This window comes from Lysinibacillus sp. HST-98 (genome assembly GCF_016757845.1).
Lineage (GTDB): Bacteria > Bacillota > Bacilli > Bacillales_A > Planococcaceae > Lysinibacillus > Lysinibacillus capsici.
In genome coordinates this window covers 89,709-110,584 of sequence record NZ_JAENHX010000013.1, presented here as the reverse complement: position 1 = coordinate 110,584, position 20,876 = coordinate 89,709, and the positions used below count along the sequence as shown (strand labels likewise).

Annotated in this window: 24 protein-coding genes; 6 read left to right on the top strand and 18 right to left on the bottom strand. The window is 35.4% G+C overall.

The window, feature by feature from the left end:
- Window positions 1–149 precede the first annotated feature (149 nt).
- The 6 genes from JIN86_RS21840 to JIN86_RS21815 all read right to left on the bottom strand — a co-directional run bounded on the left by JIN86_RS21840 (window position 150) and on the right by JIN86_RS21815 (window position 3,108).
- Window positions 150–656 (bottom strand): hypothetical protein, encoded by a 507-nt coding sequence (locus tag JIN86_RS21840; RefSeq protein WP_009371258.1) that lies wholly within the window; start codon window positions 654–656, stop codon window positions 150–152.
- Between the two features lie 123 nt (window positions 657–779).
- Complete coding sequence (locus tag JIN86_RS21835) at window positions 780–1,244, bottom strand: hypothetical protein (protein ID WP_202342871.1); 465 nt, start codon at window positions 1,242–1,244, stop codon at window positions 780–782.
- Window positions 1,245–1,292: 48 nt separating this feature from the next.
- Window positions 1,293–1,778 (bottom strand): GNAT family N-acetyltransferase, encoded by a 486-nt coding sequence (locus JIN86_RS21830; protein ID WP_004230275.1) that lies wholly within the window; start codon window positions 1,776–1,778, stop codon window positions 1,293–1,295.
- Between the two features lie 15 nt (window positions 1,779–1,793).
- Window positions 1,794–2,141: a DUF3147 family protein gene (locus tag JIN86_RS21825; RefSeq protein ID WP_004230277.1), complete on the bottom strand. Its 348-nt coding sequence runs from the start codon at window positions 2,139–2,141 to the stop codon at window positions 1,794–1,796.
- Window positions 2,141–2,539 (bottom strand): MarR family winged helix-turn-helix transcriptional regulator, encoded by a 399-nt coding sequence (locus tag JIN86_RS21820; RefSeq protein ID WP_202342870.1) that lies wholly within the window; start codon window positions 2,537–2,539, stop codon window positions 2,141–2,143. Before JIN86_RS21820 ends, JIN86_RS21825 begins: the two co-directional genes overlap by 1 nt.
- A gap of 86 nt (window positions 2,540–2,625) precedes the next feature.
- Entirely contained in the window at window positions 2,626–3,108 is a 483-nt protein-coding gene (locus tag JIN86_RS21815; RefSeq protein ID WP_202342869.1) for a hypothetical protein, read from the bottom strand.
- A 188-nt stretch (window positions 3,109–3,296) separates the two neighbouring features.
- Here JIN86_RS21815 and JIN86_RS21810 point away from each other — a divergent pair, with 188 nt between their 5' ends.
- Window positions 3,297–3,593, top strand: coding sequence for a hypothetical protein (locus JIN86_RS21810; RefSeq protein WP_202342868.1), 297 nt, complete (start codon window positions 3,297–3,299; stop codon window positions 3,591–3,593).
- A 15-nt stretch (window positions 3,594–3,608) separates the two neighbouring features.
- Here the strand turns inward: JIN86_RS21810 and JIN86_RS21805 are convergent, their stop codons facing one another.
- Window positions 3,609–4,592, bottom strand: a complete 984-nt coding sequence (locus JIN86_RS21805; RefSeq protein WP_202342867.1) for an HD domain-containing protein — start codon at window positions 4,590–4,592, stop codon at window positions 3,609–3,611.
- On the bottom strand, window positions 4,582–5,229 hold the full coding sequence (locus JIN86_RS21800) for a class I SAM-dependent methyltransferase (protein WP_202342866.1): 648 nt from the start codon (window positions 5,227–5,229) through the stop codon (window positions 4,582–4,584). The genes JIN86_RS21805 and JIN86_RS21800 overlap by 11 nt, the downstream gene beginning before the upstream one ends.
- A 935-nt stretch (window positions 5,230–6,164) precedes the next feature.
- Here JIN86_RS21800 and JIN86_RS21795 point away from each other — a divergent pair.
- On the top strand, window positions 6,165–6,818 hold the full coding sequence (locus tag JIN86_RS21795) for a FusB/FusC family EF-G-binding protein (protein WP_202342865.1): 654 nt from the start codon (window positions 6,165–6,167) through the stop codon (window positions 6,816–6,818).
- A 283-nt stretch (window positions 6,819–7,101) separates the two neighbouring features.
- Here the strand turns inward: JIN86_RS21795 and JIN86_RS21790 are convergent, their stop codons facing one another.
- The 3 genes from JIN86_RS21790 to JIN86_RS21780 form a co-directional block, all read right to left on the bottom strand.
- The gene (locus tag JIN86_RS21790; RefSeq protein WP_202342864.1) at window positions 7,102–7,278 is read right to left on the bottom strand and encodes a hypothetical protein; all 177 of its coding nucleotides are present in this window, start codon (window positions 7,276–7,278) and stop codon (window positions 7,102–7,104) included.
- Between the two features lie 120 nt (window positions 7,279–7,398).
- Window positions 7,399–7,845: an HTH domain-containing protein gene (locus JIN86_RS21785; protein ID WP_004230291.1), complete on the bottom strand. Its 447-nt coding sequence runs from the start codon at window positions 7,843–7,845 to the stop codon at window positions 7,399–7,401.
- Window positions 7,846–8,071: 226 nt separating this feature from the next.
- The gene (locus JIN86_RS21780; protein ID WP_004230294.1) at window positions 8,072–8,968 is read right to left on the bottom strand and encodes a TetR/AcrR family transcriptional regulator; all 897 of its coding nucleotides are present in this window, start codon (window positions 8,966–8,968) and stop codon (window positions 8,072–8,074) included.
- A gap of 194 nt (window positions 8,969–9,162) precedes the next feature.
- Between JIN86_RS21780 and JIN86_RS21775 the strand changes: the two genes are divergently transcribed.
- Window positions 9,163–9,465: a gamma-type small acid-soluble spore protein gene (locus JIN86_RS21775; RefSeq protein WP_202342863.1), complete on the top strand. Its 303-nt coding sequence runs from the start codon at window positions 9,163–9,165 to the stop codon at window positions 9,463–9,465.
- A gap of 150 nt (window positions 9,466–9,615) precedes the next feature.
- Here the strand turns inward: JIN86_RS21775 and JIN86_RS21770 are convergent, their stop codons facing one another.
- Window positions 9,616–10,116, bottom strand: coding sequence for an Rrf2 family transcriptional regulator (locus tag JIN86_RS21770; RefSeq protein ID WP_202342862.1), 501 nt, complete (start codon window positions 10,114–10,116; stop codon window positions 9,616–9,618).
- 169 nt (window positions 10,117–10,285) lie between these two features.
- On the opposite strand from JIN86_RS21770, the gene JIN86_RS21765 reads away from it, so the two are divergent.
- Window positions 10,286–10,576, top strand: a complete 291-nt coding sequence (locus JIN86_RS21765; protein WP_202342861.1) for an NAD(P)H-dependent oxidoreductase — start codon at window positions 10,286–10,288, stop codon at window positions 10,574–10,576.
- A gap of 127 nt (window positions 10,577–10,703) precedes the next feature.
- Window positions 10,704–11,141 carry a carboxymuconolactone decarboxylase family protein gene (locus tag JIN86_RS21760; protein WP_004230300.1) on the top strand — a complete coding sequence of 146 codons (438 nt, stop codon included), beginning with the start codon at window positions 10,704–10,706 and terminating at the stop codon, window positions 11,139–11,141.
- An 874-nt stretch (window positions 11,142–12,015) separates the two neighbouring features.
- On the opposite strand, the gene JIN86_RS21755 is transcribed toward JIN86_RS21760, so the two are convergent.
- On the bottom strand, window positions 12,016–12,363 hold the full coding sequence (locus JIN86_RS21755) for a hypothetical protein (RefSeq protein ID WP_202342860.1): 348 nt from the start codon (window positions 12,361–12,363) through the stop codon (window positions 12,016–12,018).
- Between the two features lie 492 nt (window positions 12,364–12,855).
- On the opposite strand from JIN86_RS21755, the gene JIN86_RS21750 reads away from it, so the two are divergent.
- A complete protein-coding gene (locus tag JIN86_RS21750; protein WP_202342859.1) occupies window positions 12,856–14,355 on the top strand; it encodes an SH3 domain-containing protein in 1,500 nt (499 codons plus the stop codon).
- A gap of 586 nt (window positions 14,356–14,941) precedes the next feature.
- Here the strand turns inward: JIN86_RS21750 and JIN86_RS21745 are convergent.
- The 5 genes from JIN86_RS21745 to JIN86_RS21720 all read right to left on the bottom strand — a co-directional run bounded on the left by JIN86_RS21745 (window position 14,942) and on the right by JIN86_RS21720 (window position 20,865).
- Window positions 14,942–15,550, bottom strand: coding sequence for a YpjP family protein (locus JIN86_RS21745; protein ID WP_036080766.1), 609 nt, complete (start codon window positions 15,548–15,550; stop codon window positions 14,942–14,944).
- A gap of 2,017 nt (window positions 15,551–17,567) precedes the next feature.
- Complete coding sequence (locus JIN86_RS21735; RefSeq protein WP_202342857.1) at window positions 17,568–18,581, bottom strand: LacI family DNA-binding transcriptional regulator; 1,014 nt, start codon at window positions 18,579–18,581, stop codon at window positions 17,568–17,570.
- 61 nt (window positions 18,582–18,642) lie between these two features.
- Entirely contained in the window at window positions 18,643–19,296 is a 654-nt protein-coding gene (locus tag JIN86_RS21730; RefSeq protein ID WP_202342856.1) for a DUF6198 family protein, read from the bottom strand.
- Between the two features lie 8 nt (window positions 19,297–19,304).
- Entirely contained in the window at window positions 19,305–20,009 is a 705-nt protein-coding gene (locus tag JIN86_RS21725; protein ID WP_202342855.1) for an inositol monophosphatase family protein, read from the bottom strand.
- Complete coding sequence (locus JIN86_RS21720) at window positions 19,999–20,865, bottom strand: glycerophosphodiester phosphodiesterase family protein (RefSeq protein ID WP_202342854.1); 867 nt, start codon at window positions 20,863–20,865, stop codon at window positions 19,999–20,001. The genes JIN86_RS21725 and JIN86_RS21720 overlap by 11 nt, the downstream gene beginning before the upstream one ends.
- Window positions 20,866–20,876: the final 11 nt, after the last annotated feature.

Genomic DNA, 20,876 nt, shown 5'->3' with positions numbered 1-20,876 from the left:
AGCAGCTCGACCCCGCCCGCGGAAAGCGTCCGCCCGTAGTGGAAATCAACGGCTTTACTTTATTTTATTGTAAAAGAAAAAAGACTGTAGGCAAACTCAAAATTCATTGAGTTTGTCTACAGTCTGAAGCTATCCAATACATTGGATAGCTAGTTCGCTAGCATATCATTGTGCCAGCTAGCGGAGTCTGATAATTGATATGTAACCATATTGGCTGTCACAGCGAGAATAACACCCGCTCGGGACATATGAGAGGTATTTGGCTTTTCTAACACAAGGACCACGTAGCCCTCTCCACGTCCTTGCTCATCAAGCGCATTCGTCGCATTGATTTCAAAGGTGGAATACGTTTGCTCATTCGTCGCATACAGAAGTCGTTCTTCATGATACACGCCATGTTCTTTTAAATTATAGCTGACAGGCATCCACCCTTCAGACCATTCAATACTGCCTATCATTTCTCGTTTCCTTCTGGCAAGACGTCCAATGGAATACCTAAAATATATCTTCATAATCGCTTGATTGTCTTCATTTTTCCCTTCACAAGTGGCTGTCACTTCAAGCATAATATCATTTTTTAATAGCTTTTTCATAAACACTAAAGCCACAGTGATAACACAGATAAATAGTACTATACCCAAGATGATAAATGCCATTAGGTCCCTCCTAGTATCACAATTGCTGTTAATACAATATTACCATGTTCTAGAAGGGATAGGAGCTTTTCACCAAACAATCTTAGGAATTGACACAGGCTTAAAGGATAAGACAAAAAGCGATTATTTATTGGCTTGAAGCTCAACTGTAAGCGTAAAAGGTATTTTTAAGTATTCATAGTGTATCGTTACTTTCTGGTTGTTAGACGCTTGGACTTGAACAGCATAATGCTGTGGCTGCTCGCCAATAGCTTGTTGATTTATGTATCTTTGAGGTACGATCGTTCGCTGTGCTAATTTATGAAAAGATAGTTGATCATTTCCCTCTAGCTTTGTTTCCGCCTCAAACGGTTCTGACTTACTTATTACAAGCTTCGCGCTATCAGGAGGCTGATCATTCACCAGTATTTGCTTCAGCTTAATTTCACGCAGCCCTGTATTTTCAAGTGCGATGATTTTGATTGCTTCATTGCCTTGTATGCTGGTATAGCTTTGAATAACAAGTGGTGGATTGCTCTTGAGATAAATCATAAAGATTGCTCCTACCACAAGCACACTCAGTACTAAAATAAATAGTATTTTTTTCATACTTTCCCTCTCTTTCCTCCTCACCAGTATAACAAAAAACAACCTGACTTATTGACAGTCAAGTTGTTTTTGTAAACGTATTTCATCTCGTATTGGAATACCATCATTACCAATGAGTGGGATAGAAGGCTTATAGGCTCTTGCCTTTTCCACTGCATTACGCAGTATTTCTATTAAACAATAGCCTCTTTTTTGATAGAATTTCAATGCATGTAAATTATCGTTTGTTGTCATAAGTGATATGCTTGTACAGCCCTGCTCCATTGCTGCTTGCTCTACCGCTTTCACAAGAGCAGAACCAATGCCTTTCCCCTCAACCGTACTATCTAACGAAATGATTTCACAGTCCTCTTTTCGCACGATATAGGTGATTAAACCGATCATCATTTGTTGCTCATTCATAAAAGCAAAGCCCGCTAAATCACTACAGTCATAAATGCCACTGGAAATGACCATCTCCGTTGAACCCCAATGCTCCTGAAAAAATTCGCTTACAGTTTGTTTTGGTACTTCATGTATGGCAATAATCGTCATGTTATAAACTCCTTCTTAAATGGAAATATGAAAAACCCCTGCAATCGCTTTTTGTATGCCTAAAAATACAGCCCAGGACAGCACACCAAGACCAATAGCTGGTACAATATGTACGGAGGATTTCATCGCCATGTAAATCACAAATAGCATGCACATCGTTGCAGGCAAGCCAACGATAACGCCTACTGTAAAGCGTTGAATATGCTCACTCGACTCACTTTGCACGGTCAGCCAAATAATGCTTAAAATACTCACCAATGGCAACGCAGCAATAATGCCTCCATAGGTAGGGAATCGACGTGCAACCTCCGTCACAACGCCAATGATGGCTGCTGAACTCAAAATTTTAAAGAATGTATACATTATTTTGCCACCTCACTTAGACGTCGAAACGCCTGTAGAATGGCTTGCTGCTCCTGCTCAGTTAGCTGATTAAGGGCATGCTGTAGCTTATCATCATCTAGCTCCGAGTTTTTCTTCAACACTTGTAGCCCTTCTACTGTCAAATGTAGCATGACCTTACGCTGATCGTCACTTGCACGCTCCTTCATCACCCAGCCATGACGCTCTAGCTTTTTCACATGCTCTGATGCCGTATTAGGAGAAATATTTAGTAACCCTGCAATATCACGCACCGTCACTTCTGCTTCCTTTTGAATCATTTGCAAAATACGCACACTTTGATGGGAAATAACATCTTCATGGGTTGTATGTAGATGATAGAATATCGTTGTAAAATAATCATTTATATCTTTAATCATTGTAATAGCTCCTTTGATATATCGTTACACACGATTATATCGTATGTTACGACATATTAAAAGCTACCTCGTTAAAGTTTATATTTTCAGATATTTTTCTTCAGTAAGCTTAGCATTTGATAGCCATCGGAGGGTAATCCTGCATAGGGCTTATACCAGTTTGGATAAATTAGCGGGAATGCTGTTGCAAGAAATTGAAAAGTGTTCCAATAAAAAAGGCCATTAAAAAAATAGTGTATCCCTGCATAATCAGTAAAATAACGGGCTAGATAGCTGGCAAAAAGTAATACTGCTAAAGTCATGATAGGACCACCCGCTATAAATCCAAGCGACTGCTTGCGCGTTAAGTTACCCCCTTTTTGCGGGGTACAGAAGCCAAAAAATCCCCATCGAATATGGAAATGTATACGACCTATACGCAAGGTTTCAGGAGAATTTTTTGCACCCAAATAAACATGGGCTCGTTCCTTTGAACATACTATAACACCCAATGCATGCCCAATTTCATGCAACAGCGTGGAGATTGGTATGCCTACTACATATAAAAGCATAAAAGATAGAATAGACATCACAACTCACCCCCTCCCAAATATTCTATCTATTTTTCATAAACATCTATCTTTCTGCATTTCTTGCTAAATAGGATCAATGAGTACTTGTGAACACTTACCTTCTACAGTATTATCACTCTATTCTGAATTTAATTTTGGGCATCCTATGTTATACTTTCTCTACTTTTTTAGTAGGTGGCACAATCATGGTACTAGCGCTACTACTTAGCCAATCAAAGTATTTATTTTTATCAGGTATCATTACGGCTTTACCGATATTGACGCTCATTAATATGGGCATGCAAATGAAAAATATGAAAGAAGATACCTTTCATATTGTTCTTCAAAACACGGTATTTGGAGCGGTTGGCATGCTATTATTTACTGCGCTCACCTTCCTCCTAACAAGCTGGTTTAAACCAGGCATTTCTGTTATGAGCGCGCTCGCTACGTATGCCCTATTTATGCTTTCTGGCAAATATCATTTATCCATGTTGACCTAAAGAAAAGGAGCTGCCCTATGACAGCTCCTCATTGATTATTTTCACATAAACACCCTGCTCAAACCTTTCCAAAGCAGAGATATTCATTGCTTTGACATGGTTAGATACCTCGCTCGCCTTCCATAGTCGCTGTTGATGATAAATAGCTGGATCGATGAGTCGCACTTTATTACGAAAATGAATGTCATGATTCTCTTGTTCTTCTCTTACCTCTACATTTTCATGTAATTGTTGTAAAAGAGCTTGAACGTCTTGATCATGTGAAGCCTTCATCTGCTGCAATACCTCATGATCAGTCTTGAGGAAATCTTCAAGCGTTAGAATTTGTTTTGCTAGCGACAGTTTTAATACTTTCGCTAACGAACTAGTCGCATAGATATTTAAAGGGTGCAAGAAAAAATCTAACACTTCCTGATAATAAATTTTCACAAACCATTCTGCACGCTCAATCGTTTTAACACACAATTCCCCCTGAAAAACGAATAAGTCCTGTAAAAATTTTTGGTTATCTTCCAAGGCTGAATTTCCATAAAAATACATATCTCTTAATGTATAATCTATACGATCCGCACACAATGCTGGAGCAGGTTGTTCAAGTAACGACCATCTGGATGTATCGAGTATGTTCTCTACCTGGTAGCCATATTTTTTAAGAATCGCAGGTATCGAAGACTGTTTGATAACATCCATGAATATTGCTTCATGATAATCTTCCGCCTCATTTTCAAGGACAACATCCACCACATGGGAAAAAGCGGTATGGGAGACATCATGTAATAAGCCTGCCACCTGCTCCTGCAATGAACCGCCAAACTGTCTAATAAGCAGCATGACACCTACAGAATGCTCAAATCTTGAAATAGTCCACCTGCTATTTACTAGAAAGCCTGCCCCAGCCTGATGAATACCCTTTAAGCGTTGAACTGGCTTACTTACAATCAAATCCTCTAACAAACCATTGATTTCGAACTCCCCATATAAGGGGTCACTAATCAGCATTTATATTCTTCCGACTAATCACAAAGACTCCACCACAATGCGATAGTGGGTAAAAGGTTAACTCACAAATTTCCTTTAAGGCGACCTTTAGCTCCTCATGGACAAAGTAAAATTCATCCTCATCCCAGTATCCCTTGCTATCTTGACGACATTGCTCCAGCTGCTCCCTTGTCTGGAAAGCTACATCGCCAATTAAAATTTTCCCTGTTGGTGATAGGTGCTGTAATAATTGTGTGATATACAAAGCCTTTAGCTCATCTGTAAAATGATGGAGCGCATACGTACTAATAATCGCATCATAGGGCTGCTGTAATAGCTCCTGTGGCAAGCCATTCATTAAATCCCACTCCATTAGGTGAGCCTCTGGCATTTTTTCCTTGGCAATGGCAATCATGTTCGCAGAAAAATCAAAGCCATAAATCGAATGCCCCTGTTCATAAAGCTTCGCCGTTAATACCCCTGTTCCAAAGCCAATATCTAAAACAGTGGAAGCGGGAACAGCCATCACTTCATTGAAAATTTTATTTAAAATCGCCTTATAGCCTGCAAATGGGTATTGATCCTTTTCCTCACTGTGTTGTACCGTTTGGTCGTATCCATCGGCCCATAAATCAAAACCTTGTTTATTTAATAGCATAGTGCCTCCTACAATGTATAAATTCTCCAAGCATTCATTAATTTACGTTCAGTCATCTGTTTCATCATAAATCCCCCTTCATTAACCAATTCAGTCCATTATACCAATTTATTACCTTTTCAACAATTCAGAAAATAAACAGTGCTTTATCATTTATCAAATTGTCAAAAGCTGTTTTAATAACGATATTTATTTAAATTACAATAAACATTCTGGATAATGTTTCAATAAAAATTCCCAAAATATTACCACATTCCACTTTCTACGATATAATAATTATATTGGGTAGTTAAAATATAAAAAGGAGATGACTTTATGCAAGGTACAAACAAAAAGTCGTTGTTATGGATTAGCATTATAATGAGTGTATTGTCCATCTTCATTGCATCTTATGGTTCTAACATATTCGGAGCCCCATTCCCCTTTATAAGTTACATCGGTGAGAATGAGTTATCATCCGCATTTGCTTTATTTACTAAAAATGGCATTACTCAAATTCACTTTAATACACTTTATTTCTTTATAAATGTTACACTAATTTACTTTATCCTTTTTTACGGTAGAAAAATAATTAGTTCATTAAAATTAATTAAACAATCCTAATTTCAAAACAATTCAAGAGCAATTAGGACATTCACATGTTAATATGTCTATAGGCACTTATGGTCACCTGACTGACTTGAAAATTTTAACAAATTAATCTAAATTGGTCGCCTGTTTAATTCAACCTATTATAAAACCTCATATAAAACCCATATAAATCAACGTTTCCTTTAAAGGAGGGATCTAAATGATCGCATTCACTTGTAATGCATGCTCTAGAACGACTTCTTTAGGTCAAAGAGGTCAAGTTTAAGTTATAAACTAACAGAAATTGAATGATCTCTTTAGGCCAAAATGTAATCAAATAGCCTAATAAACAGGAGAGATTTCAAATGGAACAACAAACAATTCAGCCGTTTTTAACGGTTGCCAACTATCATTTACTAGAACAGCAATTAAATAAAATTCTACATGCACTGACAACAACAAAGGATAAAAACGTTATCCTAGCAATACGTGGCCTTGTTGATACGGAGGTATCGACAAAATTAGCATTATCAGCAACAGAAACAATGCTGATTGAACAGCTTTTTGCTGTCACGGACCGTGCACAAGGTGATGCATTTTTAGAGCAATTAAAGCCATATGTCATCCCGTTCAAGCCGGTGACCGCTAGTACGCTTAAAGCCTTATTTAAAAAGGAAAAGAAGCTCAAGCTACCAAATCTAGAAGCACTCGATTTTCAGCAAATTTGTTATCTTGCTTGGGATGATGCTGGCACACATCGGAAATATGTTGTCCTTGAGCAAAATGGGCAGCTAAAAGGGATCAAAGGGATATTTGCTCATAACACGGTTCGTGGCATTTGCGCTATCTGTAATCGCCATTCAGATGTAGGCTTATTTACTACGTCCATTAAAGGACAGGTGGTAGGCACGTTTACCAACCACAGTAATTACATTTGTGCAGATAGTCAAACATGCAATGAACATGTTACGGATATGAACAGAACAGTGGAATTTTTCGAGCGTATCACACAAAAATAAATGAAAGAAGGCAGAAATGTTGTGCAAGCAACATTTCTGCCTTTAAACTTTATAAAGATCAACTTTTAGGGTAAAGAGAAATATTATCGGTTAGGATTACGATCAATAAATTTCTCTATTTCATCCGCTAATCCGTAGACAAGATGGAAATAGTGTTTTTTCGTCATGACACCCTTTTTTCGCCATTTTTGCATTTCTTCTTAATGAAATTGATAAAAGTAGCCTTCTACATCCCTTCTAGCAATTCCTTTTTTCTCCGCCATCTCTGCAATAGAAAGACCTTTCACCACTCTTGGTCGTATTCCTGCACTGTCATGCCCCCAAATTTACTTATAGCTTCATAATCATATTTGACATGGTATACAAGAATACCTTCCTTATTTTCTTCAGCATATACGGTTGTAGAAAATAAGAAAACTACGATAAATAAAAGCATATACACTTTATTGCCATTTTTCATTTTGGAACCCCCATACTTTTTGAGGTTACTGTGTGTGGTTCTCGTCATTACTATATGAATGAAAACGTGGAAGTCATGAAGCTTTTATGCCAAGGAATACTGTAATACCAGGGCTTGTCGTTAGTTATGTAATACAAAATGGAGCATGATACTATTCACGCAAATTTTCAATTCTACGTTCTTATCCATCGATAACGCTTGTCTAAAATCAATTAAGTCCTTTTCCTCTACATGAATCATTTTCGCGACACTATCCGTGGAAAACATGTATTCCTTGATGAGATCATTCAAAAGCAATGCGGCTCTTTCCCTTGCATCAAAGCCTTCAAAGCCAGCATATAACATAGCTATTTTTCGTTCAATCTTATCCAGCTGCTCCGTCGTAATGCTTCCCTTGTTATTCAATAAACTATCTAGCTCCTTCATTGGTAAATCAAATATTTTCGCAAGTTGCTGATGATTGAAACTAAATTTTTCAGCCACTTCTTGAATTTGCTGTTTCAGATAATCGTATCGGGAAATATTCGTGACAAAAGATACTTCTGCCCTATCCTTCAATTTTTTCACAGTAGTAACCCTCTTTTCACAATTAATTATTCAAAATGAAACGAGATTAAAAACCAGGACGCCATAAAAGTGGCAGTATTAATAAAAAAACGGAAATCGTAATAACAGTGGTAGTGCTTTTAGGGGATAAAGACTTACTACCCCTCCCTAGAATTGTTAGCCAACGAATTCAAAAGAAAAAACCAACTTTATGCTAATAAGCTGGTCTAGTCATTCAATCATTCATTTATGCCTTGCTGTTTTTCATTTTCATATAGAGCCAGAAAAGATTGGCTATTTCTTCAGCTTCATATTTATAAATTGTTTCAGCGAAAGAAGCACGAAATGGCTGTAGCATGATCTCTAAAACACTCATGCGGGGTGTTTCTCTCTTCATTTCATCCAAAAGCAAGCTAGAAAGTTCGAGTGATTTTTGTGGAAGTTCGATTGTCGAGATTTTTTTACAAAATTTCTCTAATTTCTCTTGTATTTGTTCACTGGTGATGGACTTATAGGCTAAATCCTTTTCTAACAAAAACATTTCCTGTGGTTCTAATAAAATTTCTCCACTCTTAATCATTTCTGGGAGAAAACTTTCTACATATTTCAATGACCGAGTAACCACTTTTTTTAGATCTATCGTCATATTAGTAGCCAAATTCCAATAAAAAGATAAATATTGGAATGTGCCAAAAAAGACGACCGCACACTCATAATAATAGTGCTTTCCTTCTTCTCCATAAATATCATAGAATCTGTTTTTTAACCAGGTAATTTCATGAAAGCGATGTTCCGCAAGAATTTCTTGCAACTCTTCATCATGCAAAAAGGAGATTTCTCGAAATAAAGGCATTAAATTATATTTTTCTTTAATTTTTAATGTGGCGATTAATTGTTCAATTAAAACGTCAACATCATCTTTTTTCTTACCAACTAAAATTTCCTCTTTTAAAACATTTCGTTCTTGGCGATTTTGCTCTAATACAGCTTTCAGGCATTCATTTTTAGATGAAAAATAATTATAAAATGTACCTTTTGAAATATTTGCTTTATCTAAAATATCCTGAACCGATGTATGCTGATACCCTTTTTCAGTAAATAATTGTAATGTTGATTCGATAACGATTTGTTTACGATCTTTCATACATTTCTCCAATCTCTAAACACAATAACGAACTGACTACAATTATACTAGGAAAACTAGATTTCTTAAACTATGTAAATTTGATGCAAGAGGTCCTCATTCTGTAGTGCCAGTCCAAATCGGTTAGATTTTTCTAAAATGTATGGATAGTAAAAAACCTTCTGCACAGACTATTTTTCAGGAGGTGATATTTAATGGCGAATAATAACAACAACCAAAATTTCAACTCAAAAATTCCTAATGCAGCTCCAAACGCAATGAATTCAATGAATGTTGAATTCGGGAACGAGACTGATGTTAATCAAATCAGACAACAAATTCAACAAGCTGAAGCTAAAAAGCAACAGGCTTCTGGTTCTATGAATGCAATGAAGTCAACGAACGTTGAATTTGGGAATGAAACTGATGTTAACCAAATCAAACAGCAAATTCAACAAGCTGAAGCAAACAAAAAATTTGCTTCTGGTAAATTTGCAAACGAAAATAATTCAAAATAGCTTTCATTCAACATCCGCAGCCGGCATCCTTGCCGGTTTTTTGTTTCTCAGAAAATTTTGGTTGATTCCTTCAAGATGAAATTCTCGCTTAAGATTTTCATTCAGGTAAACCGAATTTACATACATCTAAAATGATTCGATGAAGTTCTATCAATTTGTTTTTTTAAAAAAATTTTTTGCTTCTTCTATTTGCTCCTTTGGTAGAGTCCGCAGTAATTCTTGTTCTAACCACGCTATCGTTTTGCTTCTTAAATAATTTCGCATGTGTTCTTCCGCTTCCAGCATGACACTATTGATCGTACAGTTCGATTGACTTGAACAAGATTCACACTTTTGTTTTTTATTTTGATAAGCAAAATTCGCTTTAATATTCTTACACTGAAATATCGGCTCTTCACCTTCAACCGCTCGCACAACATCCCAAAATGTAATATCTTCAGGTTTTCTATTGAGTCGATAACCCCCTTTTACGCCAGATACCGAGCTAACGATGCCTTCCTTGGACAATTTCCCTAAAACTTTTGAAAGATAGGTCTCCGATAATCCTTGAAATTCTGATAAATCCTTTATTCCTATACTTTCATTTTTTGGTACATCAATTAAATAAACAAGACTGTGTAGGGCATATTCAACCATCACACTATATTTCATTATTCCACCCTCTTAAAACATTTTGCTTACCATGATAGTAACACATTTAGCCATACATAAATGAATCAGTTTGACAAACAAGCATGAAAAGCGTATATTGTAGATAAAGTTAATCGACGATTAAGTAAATCAACGATTAATAAAATCTTTATTTAACTGGAGTATTTTTATGCGTAAACTACTTGTGATAAATGCACACCCTGAAGTGGACTCAAAGACATCTTTGAGCCTTCAGGTATTGGACCATTTTCTAGGAACATACAAAGAAAATAAACAGCATGATGAAGTAATTGAGCAAAATAATCTTTATGAAGACGTTATTCCGATGATAGATAAAATTGTTTTAAGTGGCTGGGAACATTCACGAAATGGAGATCCTTTAACACACGAAGAAAATGAAGTTTTGGAACGCATGAATGAAATTTTTACCTTAAATCAATGTTTGCCTTTCTTGGCATAGAAGATGTTAATATTCTTCGTGTTCAAGGAACAGCCTTATTGAATACAGAAGATGTCTTACAAAATGCACTTTATCTAGCGGATCAATTATCAGTTGAATTAGCTAATAAATAATGGAGGGAATCACCATGACACAACGTATGAATTATTATGAAATTGCACCAGATGCTATGAAGGTAATGATGGAAATGGAAAAATACACTAAAAAGAGTAGTATTGAGAGAAAACTTCGTGAGCTCATTAAAATTAGAGCTTCTCAAATTAATGGCTGTGCCTATTGCATCAACATGCACTCTGCTGATGCTAAGAAAATGGGAGAGACTGAACAGCGCTTATACTGCATTAGCGCTTGGAGAGAATGTACTTTTTATTCAGAAACTGAAAAAGTAGCATTAGAATTAACGGAACATATTACGCTTATTCCAGAAAAACGCGTTCCTGATGAATTATATGAGCGTGTTCGCAAGCATTTTGATGAAAAGGCTTATGTCGATTTGGTTATCTTGATTAATCAAATTAACAGTTGGAATCGAATTTCTATTGCTATGGGCAATGTTGCGGAATAATAAATGGCTGCCTTAACAGGTAGCTATTTTTCTTATAGTAGTTTGATATTAATTGGAGTCGTACTTTCATTTGTCAGTCCCCCCTATCTCCCTTTAACAAAATGTAACTTTAGGAAATAAAAAAATTTCCCGGGTAAGCGCAAGAAAAGACAAATTCAATCCCACATTCCTCCATCAAGCGACTGTTTTCTTCATTTTCTTGCTTTTAAAAATACTAACAGAAGGAATTTTGGGATGGAACTATAATTATTTCCTGTTGAGTAGGTTGATTTTAAATACCTTCAATAAACAAGTAATCTGTGATAGCTATATCATTCCCCATCATCTCCGAAATTAAGGGATACATACTTTTCCATACCTTTCCCTATCAGTATTGCGTTTTCGCACAAACCCCTTAAAAAAGACTTTTTCTTTAAATATTAAAAAGCCATACCTTGTTAGATGTGACTCTCTGAATTAATTACTTCGTCGTAAACTCTACAGGAAATATCTCAAGGGAGAATTTACATTTATAGGGGGTACATTAATTTTAAGTCCTGAAGATGCAGAAATGTTACTAGCTGAAATACCAATGCATATTAAATAAATATCCCAGCTTGAATTATTACTGTACAAAAAAACTCAGACAAAAATGGTTTGAGTTTTTTTGGTGTATGTGAATCCTTTAATTTAATTAAATATTATAGGTGTGTAACTTTTTCTCCAAGTCTCATATTTCGTTAGAATTTCGTTATTATTACCGCAATGTTATAAGTTGAGGTTTAAAAAGTACGCAGAGTTGAAGAGTGGTTGGAGTAGTAGCTAAACAGTTTATATCATTACTTTCACTTGAACAAAACAAAAATGTGCATCAAAGGGCATAAGCTAAATACTATTATTTTATGTCAACAATTATTCTCGCTACTCTATATTCACCTTCTATCTCTATCGCCATGTTGCTATCAATATCATTCGTAATTTCCACTTCCCTTATTTTATATATATTTGTTCCGATATTTAGTCTGTAACCCTCTTCGTGTTTTGTAGGTAAATCTGTTGTTTGTTCTTTTATTTCTCCGATTTTTTCTTCAACTTCATCATTTGGGATAGGTTCATTAGTAACAATATAATTATGACCGTTCCAATTAAATACAGGGAAAGAAATATTGTCTTGATTTCGTTCATTACACCCAGTTAATAAAAGAAAAGTTACTAAAAATAACAAAATTGGTCTTTTTATCATATTTGTTCCTCCATCAAAAAAAATGATGGTATTAACCACATTTCTTTTGAATCTTTTTATTTTTTAGTATTCTCATATGTACTATCAGCCCATGGATAGTTTTTATAAGTTGTTGATAAAAATTTTCCTGTAACATTGTATTTTTCTTCTTTATAATTTGTTACCCTCTATACACCAAAAACAGCTGACGATTCCATCTATTATAATCTGCATGAATATGATAACCAGCAGAAGCAGTTTGGGCTGCACTTACTGATACCAAGCCATATGATACACTTACTCCAAATGAAACAGAATTTGTTCACTAAAATAGTATCACTATTTCCAACCCTTTCACCGAATCAATATATGTTAGGGCTATCATTTATCATTCAGCCCTGTTAAATGAAAGAAACATTGAATATTACCCCTATCCCAAATATTGGGTTTATGATAACATATATCTGAGTCTTTTAACTTGGGAAAATATGAAAGGAAGTGTAATAACCAGAGATGAAAAAGATATTGAAACCCTTGATTAGTGGTATTGTCATTGGTGCCCTCTCTCTAACTATAAATATAGATGAAAATGTATTAGCTAATGATATTGCAAAAACATGTAAGTATGATTCGGCATCGAAGGTCAACCCTGATTATTCCACAATGAACTGTTTGTTAACCGAAACAGCGCTGAGTTATAATGTTCCTCCTGAAATTGTGAAGGCAATAGCGGAAGGTGAAAGTGGAAATTGGCGTCATTTCGATAGGAATGGTAAAGCGATTGTGACAGCTGATAATGGAATTGGCATTATGCAAATTACAAATCAAGCTGGCTACAATCAGGATAGACTAAAAAGCGATATTGTTTATAATATTCGAGCTGGTGTTGAGACTCTGGATGATATGTTTAAGAGGAAGGATTTGCCTAGCATCAACGGAGCGGAAAAAGATGTATTAGAACATTGGTACTTCGCTATCATGGCTTATAACGGTACTAAGCCAGTAAATAGTCCTTTTGTCCAAGCAACTGGTGAAAGAAATGCAAATGCCTATCAAGAAAGAATTCTCCAAATTATCGAGAAATTAGAATTAATAGACTTATCAGAGCTGCCTTTTACACGCGAACATTTTCAATATGACTCTAACAGCAAGGAAAATATTAAATTTTCAGCGATGAACTATGATTTTGATTTACCATTAACAAAATCAAAGTACTTTTTTAAAACAAATCAAAAAGTTAGTGCAACAACTAATGTAACAGTTAGAACAAGACCTACGACGGATAGTCCTTCTATGGGTACTTTACGTAAAGGCGAAATTGTTACCATTACGGACCCTTTTGAATATGAAGCAGTATCAACGAAGAAAAACCATTTTGTTTGGTATCCTGTGAAAAGAAATGATGGGACAGAGGGGTATGTAGCATCAAGTTATTTAAACTACTCAGCTTCAACGCCAACACCTACAACTCCAGTAGGTAGTATAGATATATCAAAGTTCGCTGATTATAAGGCAGACCAGTACTGGGCAGAGGATTTTCAATGGGCAGTCAACAAAGGGCTTATCAGCGGTTATCAAAACGTATACAACCCTGCCACAAAGAAATACGAAAACTTACTGAAACCAAACACAAATTTAACAGAAAATCAGATGTTATCTGTACTTTTCCGGTACTTTAAGGCAGAGGAATTAGCTTCAACAAAACCTAGTTCTTCATGGAGTGCAGATGTAAACTATCAACTAGCGAGTAAGTATGCTCTACCAACGCTTGGTGGTAATTCAGCGTCTAAACAGGTATATGCAGCCAAAGACATCACACGTGGTAATTTTGCTCGTATCCTAGCATCTATGCATTATGGAAAAACAGTATCTCAACCAGAAGCCATCCAGTTTCTACGTGAATTCGACTTAACAACTACTAAAACGGATGCAGAGTTTAAACCAAATGATTCTCTCACAAGAGCGCACGCAGTGGCATTCTTCCACCGTTATGAGCAAATATTCAATAAATAAATTGCTATATAAGTGAAAAGGTGACTATAAAAGTCACCTTTCTTTTATATGTTTGACTAAATGGTGCTATAAAGCCATATGTAGATTTACGGGAGAGGCTGTGAAAGCATAACAAAGGGACTTGCATATCGGGTAATCAATCCTACACACAAGTTCTGTTCATATTGAAGGAAAGCACCCGTTAGCTTAAGTTCACATACTCCCATGAAAGACCTCCCCCTTTCTATCGAAACGGCTCTTTAGAAATTATTTATTTCTTCAAACGATTTAGTTTCTCAGAATGATTAAATCTTCTCATTAATATGACTACTTGAGTCGTAGTGCTTGATTGGCATATCGAAGCAAGAGATCATTGCCAGCAGTTGCTATTTGTACATCACTTAAATATTCATCTACATTAGTCCATCCTATGACCCGTATCTTTTTCTGAACAAGCTGTCTTTTGAGATCGAAATACTCTTGGCGCAAATCTTTTAAAAGGGCATCCATCAGCGGAGTTATAACTAAATGACTTTTTACAAACGCTGATATATCAATGTTATCGCACAAAAAAACACTCGTCATGTAAACGAGTGTTTTATAATTATCATGACAACCACTTAGGTGGTGTGTTTTTTTCCCAATAGATATCGCCAAGGTTGTTATGTGCCATGAAGTTATCCTCGACACTGTGGTAATGGAAGTTGTAGTAGTAGCCTTCCTGCGGTCTTTTTTCTGTACGCACATGGAAACGAATTAAATCTGTGCCTGTTTCATTATTGATGACATTGAAAATTTTCTCACCGTAATTACCACTTGGCCTTTCAGAGATGGTTAAAGATGCAGCAGTTTGATCATCAAGATTAGCCACTGTCATTGCGATGGCTTCCTCCATTTTCGGGAAGATGATGCTGTCGAATTCATTGCTAATTTTTGGACCAATTTTTGTGCCAAATTTTATGTACGATTGTTCTCTAGCCGCATCCACAAGTAAGGCATTATAATCAATCGCTTCCTCTTGTATCTGTAGCTGCTCGTCACTGCTATCATCATGCTCAGCAGCTAAAGCAGTGCTTGTCCCTGATGAAGGGCCGATGGATGCACGGTTCGAAGGATTTTGATCAAATGCTTCCCAAATCTCATGTGTAGGCGTTATTAAACCAAATGTTAAAAACGCAACCATGATGACTATACTTTTCTTAACCCACGTTTTCATTTATTGTCACCTACTCTTTATGTACAAATTGGTAATTCTCCTATTATTATATACGTTCTCGCCATTAAAAGGTTTCATATTTCTATAATTCATTGTACAATATTTATGAATAATGTGTCGTTTTTTTAAAGGAGGTACAAAGCATGAGCATCGCAATGGGTATTGGTCTTTTATTAATGTTAGGTTACTTATCATCTTTATGTTTCACGGACTAATTTTTTTATTTTGTAATATGTACCCTACAAAGCCCCTAAAAGCCTGTTATATGCAGCTTTTGGGGTTTTTCATTTTTCTTTACAATGCATAGTAACGCAAAATTATGCACACAGTTGGGGCTCGTTGGGGATAAAAAATAATGTTACTAATACTTGGCGGCGTGTTAAGCAAAATTTTAAATTTATTTAGTTATGAGTATTAATTTAGTAACTAGCTAAAATAAAGCTAATTTCTCATAAGTATAAATTGATTTCAGATCAGACTGTTATTTCATTTAGGTTGAAAAATATAACCTCAGAAGAATAATTTTAAAAATTATCCAAATTCACTAATTAACTTGCAAATTTTTCTTGTTCAATTTCTTTCGACTAACCACTTTCTTCTTCCCTACCTCCCCCCAAACATAACTCATTTTACACATCACTACTTAAGGCACACTTTCATGACAATGACAATTATCTAATAATTTTCGATATCTACAGTTGCTGATTTAGTTGGCGATATTTCAGAGAGGATTTATAAAGTTTATGCACATTCATTCAAAAAAGATGAGGTACACCATCTAATCTTATGGATAAAATTGTCACTTTAAATTGATTTGGAAAATCTAATGATTTGGGTTACATGCTTTCCCCTAGTTCCCCCTCTCAATATTATAATTATAACAAGCATTGATATATCACCGTTAAACCACAAAAAACACCCGTTTTGTGAATAAATAGTTACTTCAGAAACACCATATTCGCTAGACAGTTGACTGACCGTTGTACAAGAGTGATAAAGCTCCACAACAGTTTGATTAAACTCTTATGTAGCTCGAACATCCCAAAAAAGTACCGTCCGACGCCAACACAAAAGTCCGTGAAATAACGTAAAAATGTACTCGAACAAGATTTCCATACAACAACGATTAATGAAAAATGGATAGCCAATACGTATATCCATAAAACTGCGATGGATGGTGCTCCTTGGGGTCGGTTCTTGATTTACATACGAAGAAAATTATAGGGTATAATTGGGACGAAAAATGACCGTAGATTTGTCGTTGAGGAAGTGGATTACGCTGTACAAGCACAAAATCCAACCCCAGCCTTGATCTTCCATACTGATTTAGGTACACAAAATACGAGTGAAACATTTCAAGAAAAACTAAAAAAACACGAAATGATTCCGTCGTTCAGCCGTAAAGGTTGCCCATACAATAACGCTTGTATCGAGTCTTTTCAGCCGACATAGAAAAAAGAAGAAGTCTATCGAACGTGCGTTAAAAATTATGAAACAGCTAAAGTATCGCTATTTAGATACATTGAAAGTTGGTACAATCGGAAACTAATCACAGTGCCATAGGCTTTCTAAAGCTTGATGAATGCGAAAGTATTTGGCGAGCTGTGGCTTAATACTTTGGGGTTCATGCAATCTTCCCCTTTATATTTTGGGCGCAACCTTCATGGAATTTCTCGCTCTACATCCCGAGTAATCTGTCAAAGGCTCTTTTCACTTTGACTGGCTACTCGGGATGTGGAATACTCCATAAATAGTGGTTGCCACAAAACAAAAGCTTAACTTTAATGTGTCCAGAATCTTGACTTAGGTTGCGCTAACTACTACGGTTATTGAATTAGATGAACAATGATATAAGATGACCACTCCTACCCCAAAAAAATAACGAGCTGAAATGTTGTTAAATCAACACTCCAGCTCGTTTTAACTTAATAAAAAGTAGCTTGCTATACTGTTCGAAATAAATTCTACCTTGACAAGTGCTACTTTGTAATTTCTGATAACATATACTTTATGAAGACTACTCGTTAACTTCCGAAAAATCTTTGCAACTTTGTCGTTCAATAACATTAGTAGCTAACTCTACCTTTTTTGCTATTGTGCGATAATCCTTCATTCTTTCTAGCAACATAAAAACAGCTTCTTGTCCCATCTCATTCGTATTAATTTTCAAAGTAGTTAGAGGCGGATAGGTATATTCTGTAGTGTAATCTCCATTAAATCCTATTACTGAGATATCTTCTGGTATCTTCATACCCCTATCTTGTAAAGCTTGCATAACACCTATAGCAGTGGGGTCGTTAGCAACAAAAACAGCAGTAGGCAAACTACTTTGCTCTAACAATTTTTCGGCTAATTCATGTCCTCCGCTAATGCCTTTGTCTCCAAATATAATCCATTGCTTTTTATATTGATTATGGGATTTCATTTTTTTAATAAACTGAACTTTTCTAGAGTCTTCAGATCTTATACCTTCAGCCTCCTCTGCACCTAGACAACCAATTAACTCATGACCTAAGCTATGCAAATAATCTATTACCTTTTCTATTGCATTAGCTGTATTAAAGGATACTTGATCGTATTCGTCAGGAAAGGGATTTTGTATACCTACAACGACTACATTTGTTGGTTGAATATATTTCCTTATTTTCTCATAGTCCTCGGTACTTAGGTTTCCTAGAATAATGGCACCATCAAAAGAGGCTTGTATTGTAGTTAAATATTCTAATGGTACACTAACAATATTTATTTTCTTTTTTATAGCTATTTTTTCAATGCCATTCCGTACAGAAAAATAATAAGCTCGATCAACAGTACTTTTAAATGCTTCATCATTATGAATCATAGCTACATTATAACTTTTAACTTTCACTTTTTTACGTCTCAACGGCTTGTAGCCTAACTCATTTACTGCATCCATAATTTTCTTCCTAGTTTGATCAGTTACAGTAATCGTTTCATCACCATTTAAAACTCGAGATACGGTTGTTTTAGAAATACCTGCTTTTTTTGCTACATCTTCCAACCTTACCATTTCTCAAACCTCTTTCCTCCACAATATCAGTCAACATTATTATATCATAGAACAAGTAGAGTTAATTATGGTTCTGTCTTGTAATTAATTTCGTATATAGCCCTATTAACGGTCCTATAAGGACAAAAGAAGCTATCGTGCCTATCCCAATTGCACCAAAACCTAAGTCACCATGCTCAAGGTTACCCATAACGAATAGTAACAATGCAAAAAGAAATGCAATACTTTCAACAATAGTTTTTGCTAATGTAATACTAGCTATATTAAATCTACTCATAATAGCAATCATTAAAGCATCTACTGGTACAGCAAATAACATGGATTTTACTATGAAAGCAACACCCGCTGCTACACCATTTAACCCAATAAACCAGAGTAACCAAAGCAATAAATAATGTTTTTCAAAGAATAATAAAATATTGAGATTTACAACGATTAAGGTAAATATATCGACTGATATACTAATAATTAGTGATGCAAAAATCGAAAGCAACACTTTATATTGGAATTTAATTAGTAAAATTATAGGAATTAGCGACAGCTCAATGATAAGTCTTGCTTGTCCTACACTCAAATTAGTAACTTGAGAAAAATGTACAAACAGCGCATCCCAAGCAGCTGAGCCTATATTCGTTTGTATCATAATGGTAATGCCTATAGCAGCCAAGCTGATTCCTAAAAAATATTGAATAACATGTCTTTTCGTTATTTTCATAAAAGCTCCTAAGCATCAAAGGGTGTTCCTACATGCACCGTATTGTTTTCCGTTATCACTACAGGCACACCGACCATCTTAGCGAAAATCACAGCTGCTTTATAGTCCCACTCATTTTGACTTTTCCGATAAAAACTACTCGCCTCTCCAATGGCTACACGAATAATTTCAATGGAACATACCTCTAAATAACGAAGTCCTTGAAAGAGCTCAGCATATTTCTCATATTTTTCCTCTTTTAAATAATTTGGTGTAATATGCAGTATACCGTATGCCGGTGTTTCAGGTCGTTTAAATGGTTTATTGTCAATAAAAGCCCCACTAGAAATTTCTGCATGGTATAAAACATCATCTTTGACATCATATACAAATCCAAATTTCTCCTTATCACCTTCAAACGCAATTGAAATGGCATAGTCTCTTTTTCGATATAAAAAATTAGTTGTGCCATCAATAGGATCGATATACCATACATTTTTATTATTACCCTTTTTAGAGTTTTCCTCACCAATGATCGTATCATCGTATAAATTACTAATGGCATCAATAATAAAGTTATTTACTTCTTTATCAACATTAGTGACTAAGTCCTTTTCATGCTCTTTTTGTTCAATATCTTCAATACTTATATCATGTAATACTCTTTTCAAATCTTCAATTAATGTAAATACGAATTCATAGCGGCTCATTACGCTAGGTGACTCAGATATCATAGTTTAACTTAACTCCTTTTTCTTCAAAATATACTTTAAGGGGTAGTGGCCAATCCGTTTGAATAACATCAAATTCCATTTCAAGTAGTCTTCCCCATCCTAAATTGGGATCTTCGAGTAAGGAGATATCATCATCAAATCCACCACATAATGTTTGTTGGTCGTTCCAAAGCACAATTGCATTAATCATCGTATGATAACCGCTTTCTCTTAAAGCGTTTAATGTTTCGATTGATACATAATCCTCATTAGGGTCTGTAAAAATCATTTCAAAACCAGCAATATTGATTCGATCTTTGTATTGCATAATCGTATCAAAGTCAGCCTGACTCCAAACTTTCGGCATTACCATATATTTAACAGGATGGTTAGCGAGCATCTCTAAATAGTCTATAGCATCTACATCTGTTTTGATAATAATCATTTCTCGCTGATCTTCAAATTTATCTAGAAATTGAAGTAGATCTTCATCCCATTTTTGAGCATGGTCGAAGTGCAATAATGTATTTGAGTGCTGCTTCATTAGATTCATAAAATCATTTAAAGTAGGTGGTGGTGTAACTTTTTGCATATTCATGTTGTAAATAGGCAATTGTTTAATTTCTTCTGTAGTTAACGTTCGAAAATTTCTCTGCTCCTTTAAACGAATAGGCTCCTCGAATTCGTGAAAAATATGGAAGATGCCATCTTTAGAGCGACAAATATCAAATTCTATAATATGGGCCCCCTGCCGAATAGCATTACGCATCGAATTATAGCTGTTATATACGATATTTCCACCTGCTGATCCCTGATGACATGCAATGAGTCGATCGTTACTTTCTAATAGTTTCTTCAATAATGAATTATATAACATGTTATTTTCCC